Here is a 13,895-nt window from a genome sequence, read left to right as displayed (position 1 = left end):
AGCCCCGCCCGGGCGGGCGGCGGGAGCGGCCCGCAGGCTAAAATCGTGCGATGACCGCCCCTGTCCGCATCCTCACCGGCATCACCACGTCCGGCACCCCGCACCTCGGCAACTACGCTGGCGCCATCCGCCCCGCGGTGGCCGCGAGCCGCCAACCCGGCACCGAGAGCTTCTACTTCCTCGCCGACTACCACGCCCTGATCAAGGTGCAGGACCCGGCGCGCGTGCAGCGCTCGACGCTGGAGATCGCCGCCACGTGGCTGGCATGCGGGCTCGATCCGGACAAAGTCTGGTTCTACCGGCAGTCGGACATCCCCGAGATCCCCGAGCTCACCTGGTTCCTGACCTGCGTGGCCGGCAAGGGCCTGCTGAACCGCGCGCATGCCTACAAGGCCGCCGTCGATGTGAATACGGCAGCGGGCGAAGATGCCGATGCCGGCGTCACCGCCGGGCTCTACATGTACCCGGTGCTGATGGCCGCCGACATCCTCGCCTTCAAGGCGCAGAAGGTGCCGGTGGGCCGCGACCAGATCCAGCACATCGAGATGGCGCGCGATTTCGGCCAGCGCTTCAACCACCTCTACGGCGAGCACCTCGTGCTGCCGGAAGCGGTGATCGAGGAGCAGGTGGCCACGCTGCCCGGCCTTGACGGCCGGAAGATGAGCAAGAGCTACGACAACACCATCCCGCTGTTCGCCCCGCCGGCGCAGCTGAAGAAACTGGTCGCGTCGATCGTCACCGACTCGCGCGCGCCGGGCGAGGCGAAGGACCCGGAGGCCTCGCACCTGTTCACGCTGTACCGCGCCTTCGCCACCGAGGGGCAGGCGGACGAGATGCACGCCGCACTGCGCGGCGGCCTCGCCTGGGGCGAGGCCAAGCAGGCGCTGTTCGAACTGCTCGACGGTCACCTCGCACCGATGCGCGAGCGCTACGAGGCGCTGATGGCGAAGCCCGCCGAGATCGAGGCCACGCTGCAGGCCGGTGCCGCCAAGGCGCGCGCCATCGCCACGCCGCTGGTCCGCGACCTGCGCGCGGCGGTGGGACTGCGCCCACTGTCGGCCGCCATGGTCGAGGCGCCGAAGCCCAAGGCCGCGAAGGCGGCGCAGCCGACGTTCAAGCAGTACCGCGAGGCCGACGGCCGCTTCTACTTCAAGCTCGTGCACGCCGACGGCCGCGTGCTGGTGCAGAGCGAAGGCCACGCCTCGCCGAAGGACGCCGGGCAGCTGATCGCGACGCTCAAGGCCGAAGGCGCGGCCCTGGTGCACGGGGCGGCACAGGGCCTGCACCTCGCCGGCACGCGGGTCGGGCGCCTGGAGGACGGCGTCGACCTCGCCGAAGTGCTGGGTTCGCTCGCCGCCTTCGCCGAGGACGCGCCCTGAACATCGCCTTCGACACACTGCGCGCATGAATCTCCTCGCCGTCCTGCTCCTCGCGCCCTGGTTCGCCGTGCTCGGCTGGATCTACTGGCGTACCGCGCCGCCGCGTTTCGCTTCGAAGCGCCACTTCGACGTCGCGGCCCTGTCGGGTGCCGTGGCACTGTCCGTGGTCGGCATGGCCCTCGGCCTCCATTACGAGCCCGTCGGCCACCATCCGATCGTCCGGGAGATCGCGGCCTCGGTGATCGCCTACAAGGGATTCCTCGTGGTCCTGGCCGCCGCGTGGTTCTGGCGGCGGCGTTCCGCGCCGATCCCGTTGGCGTTGCGCTGACCGCCGGCCCTCGCGGATTTGACCGAGGTCACGCTGTCCCGGGGCGGAGGGACGCAGGCTGCAGGGGTGCCCTTGTCCCGGGGCGCCCTCGACACGGAGCCTGCGCGATGAAAGCGAACGTCGGCGGTATCGATCGGATCCTTCGCGCCGCGGTGGGCGTGGCACTGGTGGCTTGGGCCGCCTTCGGCGGGCCGGTCTGGGCATGGGTCGGCGTCATTCCGCTGGCGACGGCCGCCGTCCGTTTCTGCCCGCTGTATCCGCTGATCGGCCTGAACACCTGCCCGGCGAAAGGCTGAACCCCTTCAGCCTCGTCAAGGTTCGCTGAACGCGGCGCGCGTCACGGGAACCTCCCGCCCGCGGCGGCACTCTGTCGCTGCCCAACCGCGGAGGAACGAACGATGCACATCGCCCTGCTCAGCCATCGCGACATCCACGGCACCGACACGCTCGACGCGCTGCAGCGTCGGGCCCGGCGCCACCTCAGCCGCATTGCCCATCTGATTTCCGACCTCGTCGTCTCGCTGGTCGATCTCAACGGCCCGAAGGGCGGCATCGACCGCCAGTGTCAGGTGCAGGCCAAGCTGCACGACGGCCGGCTGGTGGTGGTCAAGGCGCGCAGCGAGGGTTACGGCCCGGCCATCGACGGTGCGTTGCACAAGCTGCTCAGGCGCCTCGTGAAGCAGCGCAAGCGCGCGGTCGAGCAGCGGCGTTCGGCGGTGTCGTTCGGGCGACTCGCCGCCGAGGTCGGTTGAGGGGCGGTCGCGGCGGGTGCCTCAGCGCGCCCGCTGCAGATCGTCGACCATCGCCTTGAGGAAGCGCGCCGCCTCGCCACCGGTGGCGGCGCGATGGTCGAAGGTGAGCGAGAGCGGCATCAGGCGGTGCGTCTCGATGCCCCCAAGCACCGGCACCACGCCGTGGTACAGCCGGCCCGCCGCCACGATGCACACGCAGGGCGGCACCACGACCGGTGTGGCGTACTTGCCGGCGAACTTGCCGAAGTTGCTCAGCATGATCGTGTAGCCCGACAGTTCCTCCGCCGGCAGCGAGCGATCCCTGAGGCCATCGCGCAGCCGCGAGATGCCCGCACGCATCCCGGTGGCGTCGAGGCGGTCGGCGCCGCGCAGGTTGGCGACGAACAGTCCGTCGGCATGGTCGATGGCGATGCCGACGTCAACGCGCGCATGGCGGCGCAGCGTGCCCTCCTTCGCATTGAGCCACGCGTTCATCGCCGGCTCCGCCGCGCTGGCGACGACGAGGGCGCGGACCAGCCGGACGGTGATGTCCTCGCCCGGCGACCAGGCGTGCAGGTCGGCATCGTCCATCAGCGTGGTCGGGACCACTTCGGCATGCGCGGCGGCCATGCTGCGCACCATGTTGCGGCGCACGCCGCGGATCGGCGCATCGACGTCGAAGCCGGCGTCGGCGGTCGGAAGGGCCGGCGCTCGCTGAGGCGATACCGCGGGCGTCGCGTCGCCGCGCCCGGCCGCGCGCTTGACGTCGGCGAGGGTCACCACGCCTTCGGCGCCGGTCGGCGCGACGCGGGCAAGATCGATGCCCAGCTTCTTCGCCAGCGCGCGCACCGCGGGCACCGCCTTGATCCCGCCGACGGCCACCGCCGCCTCGCGGCGCACTTCACTCGAGACCTGCATGGCGCCGACCACGGTGCCGGCGTCCTCGCGCGCCGCGGCAGGCGAGGGTGCGGTGGTGGCCGGAGCCGGTGCGGCCAGCGCCGGCGTGGCGTTCGTGAAGCCGCCGCCGAAGGCCGGCGTCACGCCTTCCGGGAGATCGTTCGACAGGTCCGCCGCGGAGAGCGACGGCATCGGTGGCAGAACGGTCGCCGCGGCGGGCCTCGGCGCAGGCGCGACCGGCGCGGGCGCGTGCCCGCCGCCATGCGCATGCCCGGTGTCGTGGCCCGCCGCGCGCTGCGGCAGGGTCGGGTCGAGTTCGAATTCGGCCAGCCACGCGCCGGTGGTGATGACGTCGCCGGCCTTGCCGGCCACGCGCAGCAGGGTGCCCGAACAGGGCGCCGGCACGTCGACGACGGCCTTCGCCGTTTCCATCGACACCAGCGGATCGTCGAGGCGGACGACCTGGCCGACGGCGACATGCCACTCGACGATTTCGGCGTCCGGGAGCCCTTCGCCGAGGTCGGGCAACAGGAACAGCTGCGTGGTGCTCATGCGGGGGCGTCCTGGGTCAGGAGACGGCGAGCGTTCGCTTCGCGGCGGCCACGATCTTGTCGACCGAGGGCAGGTACTTCATCTCGAGGCGGAACAGCGGGATCGGCACGTCGTAGCCGGTGACGCGCTCGACCGGCGCGACGAGGTCGTACATCGCGTGTTCGGCCAGCCGCGCGGCGATCTCCGCCCCGAAGCCGGCGGTGCGGCAGGCCTCGTGCACGATCACGCAGCGGCCGGTCTTGCGCACCGATTCGTGGATGGTGTCGAAATCCAGCGGCTTGAGCGTGGCGACGTCGACGACTTCGGCGCTGATGCCCTCGGCCTCCAGCGTCTCGGCGGCCTCGAGGCATTCCTTCACCTGCGCCCCCCAGGTGACGAGGGTGACGTCGGTGCCGTCGCGCAGGACGAAGCAGACGTCGAGCGGCAGGGCCTCGCCGTCATCGGGCACCTCCTCCTTGTACTGCCGATAGAGGCGCTTCGGCTCCATGTACACGACCGGGTCCGGGTCGCGGATGGCGGCCAGCAGCAGGCCGTAGGCGCGCTGCGGCGAGGAGGGCATGACCACCCGCAGGCCGGGCACGTTGGTGAACATCGCCTCGTTGGCTTCGGAATGATGCTCGGGCGCGCGGATGCCGCCGCCCCAGGGCACGCGCAGCACCATCGGGCAGGTGAGGCGGCCGCGCGTGCGGTTGCGGAAGCGCGCGGCGTGGCAGACGAGGTGGTCGAGCATCGGGTAGACGAAGCCGTCGAACTGCACCTCGGCCACCGGCCTCATGCCCTGCGTGGCGAGGCCGACGGTGAGGCCGGCGATCGTCGTTTCGTCGAGCGGCGTGTCGAGCACGCGGTCCATGCCGAAGCGCATCTGCAGGCCGGCGGTCGCGCGGAACACGCCGCCGTTGACGCCGACGTCCTCGCCGAGCACCAGCACGCTCGGGTCGTTGGTCATCTCGTAGGCGAGGGCCTGGGTGATGGCTTCGATGAGGGTGATCGTGGGCGCGGCGCTCATCGGCGGCTCTCCCAGTCGATGGCGTCCTCGCGCTGCGCCGCCAGATCCAGCGGCAGCGTGTCGTAGAGGTGGTCGAACATGTCGGTGACGGGCGGCGGTGGCACGGCGAGGTAGGCGTTCACCTCCTCGTCGACGCGGGCGTTGCAGACCTCGCGCCATGCGAGCTCTTCGGCCTCGCTCCACACCCCGAGCGCGGTGAGGTAGGTGCGCAGGCGCACCAGCGGTTCGCGGGTCCAGGCCGCCTTCACCTCCTCGTCGGGGCGGTAGCGGCGGGCGTCGTCGGCGGTGGTGTGGTCGGCGAGGCGGTAGGTGACGAACTCGAGCACGCTGCCACCGTGGCCGGTGCGCGCGCGCTTCAGCGCGTGGTCCATCACCGCACGCACGGCGATCAGGTCGTTGCCGTCCACCTGAACGCAGTCGAGGCCGCCGGCCAGGCCCTTCTGCGCCAGCGTGCGCGCGCCCGTTTGCGCCTTGCGCGGCACCGAGATCGCCCACTGGTTGTTGATGATGCAGAGCACGAAGGGCAGGCCGTAGGCCCCGGCCGAGTTGATGGCGGCGTAGGTGTCGGTCTTGGAGCTGCCGCCGTCGCCGACGCAGGCCACCGCCACGCGCGGCTCGTCGCGCAGCTTGAAGGCGAGCGCGGCGCCGGCCGCGTGCAGGCACTGCGTGCCGATCGGCACGCACCACGGGTAGTCGTGCGCGGGGCCGGAGAAATGGTTGCCGCGTTCGTCGCCGCCCCAGTACATCAGCACTTCGCGCGGCTTCACGCCGCGGACGAACTGCGCGCCGTACTCGCGGTAGCTCGGCGCCAGCACGTCGTCGAGCTGCATGGCGCTGCCGATGCCGATGTGGGTGGCCTCGTGGCCGAGGCAGCTGGCGTAGGTGCCGAGCTTGCCGGTGCGCTGCAGCGCCACCGCCTTGGTGTCGAAGGCGCGCACGAGCAGCATCTGCTTGAACAGCGCGACCAGTGCCTTCGGGTCCTTCGCGAACTCGGGCAGGTCCTCGCGCAGCAGGCGTCCGTCTTCGCCGAGGAACTGGACGTAATCGATCTCGAACGTCGCCGCCGTGCGCATCCGCTGGGCTCCCGCGTCAAGGAACCGGCTTGATAGCAGGACGGAGGCGCGGTGGACAAGGCCCGCTCGCGGCCGCAGCAAGAAAGACGCCCGGCATCGCCGGACGTCGTGTGTTGCATCGCCGCAGTCCCTCAGCGGCGCGTGACGCCCACGCTCGACTCGGCGCGGCCGACGTTGTTGCCCTGCACCACGTCCGGGCTGCTGGAGCGGATGCGTGCCTCAAGCGTGACCGGCGTCGCCGCGAGGCCGTCTCGCGGCACGGCCTGAAGCAGGATCGGCGGCAGCAGCGAAGGGATGGCCGGGTAGAGGAGGCGGCAGTCGAGCGCGACGCCCTCCTCTCCGCCGGGCAGCGGGCCGCGCGCGCACGTCCAGCCCACCGCCGTGACCGGATTCAGCGCGCGAGCCGGGCCGCGGTAGGCGAGGGACAGACGCACATCGTGGGCGGTGGCGGGGCCGCGATTCGCCGGATGCACCGAGAAGAACGCCACCGGCGAGCCCCCCCGGGGCGTGGCCTGGACCGTCACCCCCACATCGGCGGGCGGGGCGAGCGTCGTGCGCGCATCGGCGATGTTGTTCGCCGCCACCGGGTCTGCACTCGCGGCGTCGGCCGTCGCACGGAGGCCCAGCGCGCCCGGGCGCCGCAGCGCCGCCCCCGGCACGATGAGTTCGACCGTGACCGCGGTCCCGCTGGGCAGGGCGCCTGCGCTGCACTCGGCTTCCGTCGTCGTGCCGACGGTCCGGAAGGCGCCGCACGTCCACGCCGGCGGCGCGGCGACGCGAACCCCGTCGAGGGCGGCATCGAACGCCAAACGGAGGCGCGGTCGTGATGCGGCGTCGGGGCCGCGGTTGCCGAGCGTGACGCGCACCGGGAGGTCGCTGCCGGTGGCGGCCAGGGCCGCGGCCTCGGCCGTCACGTGGAGGTCCGCCGTGCGGAAGACGCCTTCGACGAGGCGCACCACCACCGGGTCGTGGTCCGAGGTGCGGATGGCCGACTGGCCGAAACGCGTCTCCGAGAAGTCCGCGTTGATCGCGGCATGCTCGGTGACCACGGCCAGCGCCGAGGCGAACACCGCGTCGTTGGCGACGACGTGGTCGAGCGCCTGCGCATTGCCTTCGAAGCTGAAGGAGTAGCGGTCGGCCTGCGGGATCAGGGTCGTCAGCGTGGTGAGCGGGCGCGACACCGGGCTGTCGGCGTACTCCAGCACGGTGCCGGGGCCGGCTTCACGGCCGGTGATGATGCCCATGGAATCGACGAGGCCGTCGCTGAACTCGAAGGCGTTGAAGTCGCCGACGAGGACCATCCGCTCGCTGGCATCGGCCTGCTGGCGCGCTTCGATCCACTGGGCGAGCCCGACCGCCTGTGCCGCACGCTTGGCCCGCACGCGCTGGCCGCTGGTGGTCCAGCCGGCCGAGCCCGGCGCGGCATCGTTGACGCCGTTGAGCGAGCGCAGGTGGTTGACGACCACGGTCAGCGGCGCGCTGTTGCCGTTCGCCGAGGCGATGCGCGTGCGCACGGCCAGCGACGGGCGGTCGTTCAGCAGTTCGCTGCTGCCGTCGGGGTTGGTGAAGCGGGCGTCCTTGCCGACCTGCTCGACGTCGAGCACGGTCACGCGCGGCGTGCCCGGACGCACCTCGCGCTCGCTGACGAGCACGCCGACGTCGATACCGCCGACGTCATTGCCCTCGAGCAGGCGCGCGGCGTACTGCGGGTTGCTGCCGCAGGCGCCGGAGACGTTGCTGTTCACCGCGTCGGCGAGGCGCTGCAGGGTGGCGAGGTTCTCGACTTCGACGACGCCCAGCACGTCCGGCGTCTTGAGGAAGCGGCAGATCGCCTCGCTGGTGTCGACCAGGCGGGCTTCGAAGGCCGCCGTCGTCAGCACCGGCTCGCCGATGGCCGGGTCGTTCACGTTGTCGAAGAAGCGCAGCAGGTTGAAGCTGGCCACGCTGATCGCGTCGGCCGGCGCGTCGGCGACGGGCTTTGGCGCGGGGCCGCCCGGCAGCAGGCCGGTGGCGTCGCCGGCGAGCTGGCCCGGATCCGGCAGCAGGGTGTAGACGCCGCTGCCGTAGTCGAGCACGCCGGTCAGCGAGGGCAGGGCGATGCCGGCATCGGCCGCCACGCGGGCGGCGCCGAGCTGGGCGTCGCTGTCGATGCGCAGGCGTTCCGGGTTGGTGTCGAAGCGCGGCACGCCGGGCGGAGCCGTGGCGGCGATCACGTCGGTGACGGCGATGCCCGGCTCACGGAAGGGGCGCGGCACGCCCTGCAGCACGGCGTGGAAGATGCCGTCGGTGCCGGTGACGGTGGCATTCGCTTCGCTCAGGAACGCGCCGGACGCGGCGACGGTCACCAGCGGGCCGGTGCTGACGCGCATGCCCTCGTAGCGCTCCAGGGCTTCGAGCGCGCTGGTCGGCGTCGCGAGCGACGGGTCGATGGCGACCGGGGCCGGCAGCGCGACGCCGCTGGCGCGCAGGCTGACCTGCACGGTCACGCCACCGCCACCGGTGATCTCGGTGAGCGGGCGCTGGTTGGGGTTGCTGCTCGGCGTGAAGTCCACGACGCGCCCGGAGACGCGCACGCGGTTGCCCACGGCGACGGCCGGGATCACCGTGCTGCCGGTGAACACGAACAGGCCTTCCGAAGTCTCGGCGTTGCCGTCGTCCTCGCCATCGGCGGTCTGCACGAAGAAGCCGTTGCTGCGGCGGGCGGTGATGACGCCCTCGGTGACGACCACCTGGCCGTCGAGCGGCGAGATCGAACCGCTGCCCTGGATGGCGTGGATCGGCACGACGACGATGTCGTCGTTGCGGATGGTGCCGGTGGCCTCGGCGTCGCCGACCTCCGCGCCGGTGACGTTGGTGATGCGCACGAGGAAGGTTTCGTCCGGCTCGACGACCGTGTCGCCGGCCAGCGCGACGTCGAAGGTCGCCGTGCGTTCGCCCGCCGCGATCACGAGGCCGGTGGCCGAGGCCGCGGCGTAGTCGCTGCCGGCGAGGGCGGTGCCGTCCGCGGTGGCGATGTCGAAGCGCACGCCACCGGCCGGGGCCGGGGCGCTCAGGGTCACCGTGAAGCGGAGCGTGCTGCCGGTGGCGTCGCCTTCCTCGATGCCGGCGTCGGCGATCGTCAGCACCGGGATGGCGGCGCCGCCGCAGGACGACGCGGCGACCGCGGTGTTCCGCGGCGCGGGAGCGGCCAGATCGAAATCGGCACTGTTGTTGCCGCTGTCGGTGCAGCCCGCCGCCTTGCGGATCGCCGCGGTGGTGTTCGAGAGCGCGGCGGTCGGGGCCGTTTCCGAGCAGTTCGCGCCGCCGAAGCCGACGAAGTCGAGCACAGCGTCGGCGGCGCCCGGGCAGGTCCCGGCCAGCGTCACCTGGCTGCCCACGAGAGCCACCTTGCCGGCGGTGCCGGACATGGCGATCGTGCCGATGGCGTCCGGCGTCGGCAGGGCCGCGGCCGCCGTGTTGGTGCCGGCGGCCTGCTGGACCAGGTAGTACTGGCCCGGCTGCAGGGTGCCGGTGAGGTTGGTGCGGTTCCAGGTCGAGCCGGTGCTGCTCGCGTATTGCACCGAGTAGGTGGCCAGGCTGACCGCCGTCGGGCCGGCGTTGTACAGCTCGATGAAGTCGTTGCGCAGCGGGGCGCCGCTGTTGCCGCCACCGCCATAGACCTGGCTGATGACGACCTGGGCGGCGGCGGGGCCGGAGAGGGCGAGGATGGCGGCGCAGAGCGCGGCCAGCGGACGAAGGCGGGTGGGCCGCATCATGGGGTCCTGTGAGGGGGGGCGCCGGAACGTGCCGGAGCCGCGCAGTTTACGGATCGTGATGACGTTTTGTTTACCCATGATTCATCCGCGGTCGTCGCCGCGACCGGCGTCCAGCCTGCGCAAGGCCTAGACTTCACGCCTTCACACGAAACGCCCGCATGCCCGACCACCACCGCCCCCTCGACCAGCGTCCGCTGGAAGCCGGCATCACCACCGACCTGCGCGATCGGCTCAGCTACTCCGGTTACCTCCAGCTGGATGTCCTCCTCGCCGCCCAGCAGCCCCGCAGTGCGCCGGACAACCACGATGAGCTGCTGTTCATCGTCCAGCACCAGACCTCGGAGCTGTGGATGAAGCTGGTCATCGCCGAGCTGAAGGCGGCGATCGTCCACTTGCGGGCCGACCGCCTCGACCGGGCCTTGAAGGGTTTCGCCCGCGTCAAGCACGTGCAGAAGCAGCTCATCGAGCAATGGAGCGTCCTGGAGACCCTCACCCCGAGCGAGTACGCCGGGATCCGTCCGCACCTCGGGCCGTCGTCGGGCTTCCAGTCGCTGCAGTACCGGATGATCGAGTTCCTGCTGGGCAACAAGAACGCCGCGATGCTCTCGGTGTTCGCCCACTCGCCGTCCGACCACGCGGCACTGGTGGCGGTCCATGAGTCCCCCAGCCTGTACGACGAAGTGCTGCGCTTCCTCGCCCGCCGCGGCCATGCCGTCCCGCCCGACCTGCTGGCCCGCGACGTGCGGCAACCGCATGCCCGCCGCCCCGACCTCGTTCCCGTGCTGGTCGGCATCTACACCGACACCGCCACGCACTGGGATGCCTACCACCTGTGCGAGTCGCTGGTCGACCTCGAGGTGAACGTCCAGCTCTGGCGTTTCCGGCACCTGAAGACCGTCGAGCGGATCATCGGATTCAAGCCCGGCACCGGCGGCAGCTCGGGCGCCGGCTTCCTGAAGCAGGCCCTCGACCTGACCTTCTTCCCGGAGCTGTTCGACGTGCGGACGGCACTGGGCGAGGGCTGAGCCCGTCCGTCATCCGCCCGGGCCTGCTGCTAGCATCGGCAGCTCCGCTGCAAGCAGAGAGTTCCGGATGACCGATACCGCCCTTCCCGCGCCGTCGCGCGGCCTCGTTACCCGCGCGCTGGACGTCGTCGAGCGCGTCGGCAACAAGCTCCCCGACCCCGCCGTGCTGTTCCTGCTGCTGATGTTCGCGGCCTGGGCCGTGAGCTGGGCGCTCTCCGGCGTCGCCTTCAGCGAGCTCGATCCGCGCACCGGCCAGCCGATCGCCATCAAGAACCTGCTGGCCGGTGATTCGATCACCGCTTTCTTCGCGACGATGGTCGCGACCTTCACCAGCTTCCCGCCGTTGGGCGTGGTGCTCGTGGCGATGCTTGGCCTGGGCGTCGCGGAGCACACCGGTTTCATCAACGCCGTACTGCGCGGCGCGATGGCCATCACCCCGCGCATGCTGCTCACGCCGGCGCTGATCGCCGTCGGCATCCTCAGCCACATCGCCGTCGATGCCGGCTACGTTCTGGTCATCCCGCTCGGTGCGGTCATCTTCTATGCCGCCGGCCGCCACCCGCTGGCCGGCATCGCCGCGGCGTTCGCCGGCGTGTCGGGTGGCTTCAGCGCCACGATGGGCATTCCGTCGAGCCTAGATCCGCTGCTGGCCGGCCTGACGCAGACCGCCGCGCACCTCGTCGATCCCTCGGTCACGGTGAACCCGCTCAACAATTTCTACTTCACCACCGCCTCGTCGGCGCTGATCATCCTCGTCGGCTGGGCGCTCACCGACCTCTACATCGAGCCGCGCTTGAAGGCGACCGCGGTGGATGGCGACCCGGCCGAGCTGCCGACGCAGGACCCGCTGCAGCCCCACGAGAAGCGCGGCATCGGCGTCGCGTTCGCGGTGATGGCCGCGGCGATCGGCCTGTTCGCCCTCAGCCTGGTCTCCCCGGAGTCGCCTTGGCGCGGCCCGGCGGACGCCGAGGGCGTGCGCGCGCTGATGGTCGCGAATGCACCGGTGATGCAGTCGATCGTCGCGCTGATCTTCGTGTTCTTCCTGTTGCCGGGCATCGCCTATGGCGTCGCGGCGGGTACGGTGAAGAACCATCGCGACGTCGTGCAGGGCATGTCCAAGGCCATGTCGGGGATGGGCTACTACATCGTCATGGCCTTCTTCTGCGCGCAGTTCATCTACGCCTTCGGGCAGTCGAACCTGGGTGCGCTGCTGGCGATCAAGGGCGCGAACGCGTTGCGCGAAATGGGCCTGCCGCTGGGCGTCACGCTCGCCGGCATCGTGCTGCTCACGGCCAGCGTGAACCTGCTGGTGGGCTCGGCCTCGGCGAAGTGGGCGCTGATCGGCTCGATCATGGTGCCGATGCTGATGCAGCTCGGCGTGTCGCCCGACCTGACGCAGGCCGCCTACCGCGTCGGTGACAGCAGCACCAACATCGTCACCCCGCTGCTGCCCTACTTCCCGCTGATCGTCGTGTTCTGCCGCAAGTACGTGAAGAGCACCGGCATCGGCACGCTGGTGGCGCTGATGCTGCCGTACTCGATCACGCTGATCGTGGCTTGGACAGGCTTCCTGATGCTGTTCTGGGCCCTTGGCATTCCGCTCGGCGTCGGTGCGACCTACGAGTACGTGCCGGCAGCGGGCTGATCGACCGCCCCGCCGGACGATGGTGCCCGAGGCGCCGCGTCAGGCGTAACCGAAGTGCACGGCGGCGATCAGCGCGATCGCCGCCAGCACCAGCAGCTTCACCATCAACGGCCACACGAAGCGGAACCAGCGGTCGTAGGGAATGCCGACGACGCCGAGGATCGCCATCAGGATCACGTTGGTCGGCACGATCATGTTCGAGAAGCCGTCGCCGAACTGGAAGGCCAGCACGGCGACCTGGCGTTCGATGCCGACCACGTCGGCGAGCGGCGCCATGATCGGCATCGTCGCGAAAGCCTGGCCCGATCCCGACGGGATGAAGAAGTTCATCACCGTCTGCATGGCGAGCATGCCGACCGCGGACAGCTCCGGGCCCACCGTCGAGAGCGGGATCGACGCGCCGTGCACGATGGTGTGCAGCACCTGTCCCTCCTCGAGGATCAGCGCGATCGAACGGGCGAAGCCGACCAGCAGGGCCACCACCGCCAACTCCGCCGCGCCCTTGCCGAAGCGCTTGGCGGTCTCCTCGCCGCCGAGCCCGCCGACGAGGCCGGCCAGCAACGCCACGCCCAGCCACATCGCGCCGAGCTCGGTCAGGTACCAGCGGTGCACGGCGATGCCCCAGACCATCGCGGCCAGGGCGGCTATCGTGATGCCGAGAACCGCAAGCCGGCGCGCGTCCAGCGGCGGGTAGTCCGCTGTGGCGCGGTGGCGTTCGTCCTCGATGCCCGCCATCAGGCTGGCGGAGGGGTCGGCCTTCACCTTCGCGGCGTAGCGCCAGACGTGGTGGATGGTCACGGCGACGAAGGGAAGGAACAGCAGCAGCCGGTACTCCCAGCCCGACGTCGGCGGCAGCCCGGCGACGTTCTGCGCCACCAGCACCGTGTATGGGTTGGTCCAGGCGACGCCGAAGCCGACTGCGTAGCCGCAGATCATGATGCCCATCGCGGTCATGGCGTCCATGCGCATCGCGACGCACAGCGACACCAGTACCAGCGCGAACGGGATGTACTCGGTGGACACGCCGAGGCTCGCCGAGCCGGCGGCGAAGGCGCTGGTGCCGAACACGATCAGCAGCGCCGGCGAGTGCCCGATCAGGGCGAACAGTCGGCCGAGCACGGCGTCGATCATGCCGGTGGCGCGCAGCACGGCGATGGCGCCGCCGACGATCAGCAGGAAGAAGATGATGTCCTGCGCGAAGGCGAGCGAGCGCGGGATGGCGGTGAACAGCACCACCGGCGACAGCCAGACGCGCTCCTCGGCCGCGGTGAAGGTGCCCGGCACCACCATCAGCCTGCCCTGTTCGTTCGGGGCCATCTCGAAGCTGCCCTGCGGCAGCACCCAGGTGGCGACCAGCGCCAGCACCATCATCAGGAACAGCAGGACCAGGGTGTCGGGGACGCGGAAGGCTCGGAGCATGGGCAAGGAGGTCCAGGCGGGGACCCGGAATCCTAACCGCGGCCGGAACGGCTAAAGTCGCGGTCCTGTTCACGTCGAGCCCGCC

The 13,895-nt window shown here is 71.1% G+C and carries 11 protein-coding genes; 6 read left to right on the top strand and 5 right to left on the bottom strand.

The window, feature by feature from the left end:
- Positions 1-50 precede the first annotated feature (50 nt).
- The 4 genes from ACYVAK_RS02245 (at position 51) to ACYVAK_RS02230 (ending at position 2,459) form a co-directional block, all read left to right on the top strand.
- Positions 51-1,379 carry a tryptophan--tRNA ligase gene (locus ACYVAK_RS02245; protein WP_461057553.1) on the top strand — a complete coding sequence of 443 codons (1,329 nt, stop codon included), beginning with the start codon at positions 51-53 and terminating at the stop codon, positions 1,377-1,379.
- 25 nt (positions 1,380-1,404) lie between these two features.
- Entirely contained in the window at positions 1,405-1,707 is a 303-nt protein-coding gene (locus ACYVAK_RS02240; protein ID WP_461057551.1) for a hypothetical protein, read from the top strand.
- Between the two features lie 107 nt (positions 1,708-1,814).
- Positions 1,815-2,003, top strand: a complete 189-nt coding sequence (locus ACYVAK_RS02235) for a YgaP family membrane protein (RefSeq protein ID WP_461057549.1) — start codon at positions 1,815-1,817, stop codon at positions 2,001-2,003.
- Positions 2,004-2,105: 102 nt separating this feature from the next.
- Positions 2,106-2,459, top strand: coding sequence for an HPF/RaiA family ribosome-associated protein (locus tag ACYVAK_RS02230; RefSeq protein ID WP_461057547.1), 354 nt, complete (start codon positions 2,106-2,108; stop codon positions 2,457-2,459).
- 21 nt (positions 2,460-2,480) lie between these two features.
- On the opposite strand, the gene ACYVAK_RS02225 is transcribed toward ACYVAK_RS02230, so the two are convergent.
- The 4 genes from ACYVAK_RS02225 to ACYVAK_RS02210 all read right to left on the bottom strand — a co-directional run bounded on the left by ACYVAK_RS02225 (position 2,481) and on the right by ACYVAK_RS02210 (position 9,718).
- Complete coding sequence (locus ACYVAK_RS02225) at positions 2,481-3,887, bottom strand: dihydrolipoamide acetyltransferase family protein (RefSeq protein WP_461057545.1); 1,407 nt, start codon at positions 3,885-3,887, stop codon at positions 2,481-2,483.
- A gap of 16 nt (positions 3,888-3,903) precedes the next feature.
- A complete protein-coding gene (locus ACYVAK_RS02220; RefSeq protein ID WP_461057543.1) occupies positions 3,904-4,893 on the bottom strand; it encodes an alpha-ketoacid dehydrogenase subunit beta in 990 nt (329 codons plus the stop codon).
- Complete coding sequence (gene pdhA / locus ACYVAK_RS02215; protein WP_461057541.1) at positions 4,890-5,966, bottom strand: pyruvate dehydrogenase (acetyl-transferring) E1 component subunit alpha; 1,077 nt, start codon at positions 5,964-5,966, stop codon at positions 4,890-4,892. The genes ACYVAK_RS02220 and pdhA overlap by 4 nt, the downstream gene beginning before the upstream one ends.
- Positions 5,967-6,097: 131 nt before the next feature.
- Positions 6,098-9,718 (bottom strand): lamin tail domain-containing protein, encoded by a 3,621-nt coding sequence (locus ACYVAK_RS02210; protein WP_461057539.1) that lies wholly within the window; start codon positions 9,716-9,718, stop codon positions 6,098-6,100.
- A 161-nt stretch (positions 9,719-9,879) separates the two neighbouring features.
- Between ACYVAK_RS02210 and ACYVAK_RS02205 the strand changes: the two genes are divergently transcribed.
- Positions 9,880-10,746 (top strand): tryptophan 2,3-dioxygenase, encoded by an 867-nt coding sequence (locus ACYVAK_RS02205; RefSeq protein ID WP_461057537.1) that lies wholly within the window; start codon positions 9,880-9,882, stop codon positions 10,744-10,746.
- A gap of 67 nt (positions 10,747-10,813) precedes the next feature.
- Positions 10,814-12,391 carry an AbgT family transporter gene (locus ACYVAK_RS02200; RefSeq protein WP_461057535.1) on the top strand — a complete coding sequence of 526 codons (1,578 nt, stop codon included), beginning with the start codon at positions 10,814-10,816 and terminating at the stop codon, positions 12,389-12,391.
- 39 nt (positions 12,392-12,430) lie between these two features.
- Here ACYVAK_RS02200 and ACYVAK_RS02195 read toward each other — a convergent pair whose 3' ends face one another.
- Positions 12,431-13,810: a YfcC family protein gene (locus tag ACYVAK_RS02195; RefSeq protein ID WP_461057533.1), complete on the bottom strand. Its 1,380-nt coding sequence runs from the start codon at positions 13,808-13,810 to the stop codon at positions 12,431-12,433.
- Positions 13,811-13,895: the final 85 nt, after the last annotated feature.

The sequence above is a fragment of the Silanimonas algicola genome (assembly GCF_054777375.1).
The sequence above is the reverse complement of the archived record's forward strand: the minus strand, read 5'-3'. Positions and strand labels throughout refer to the sequence as shown.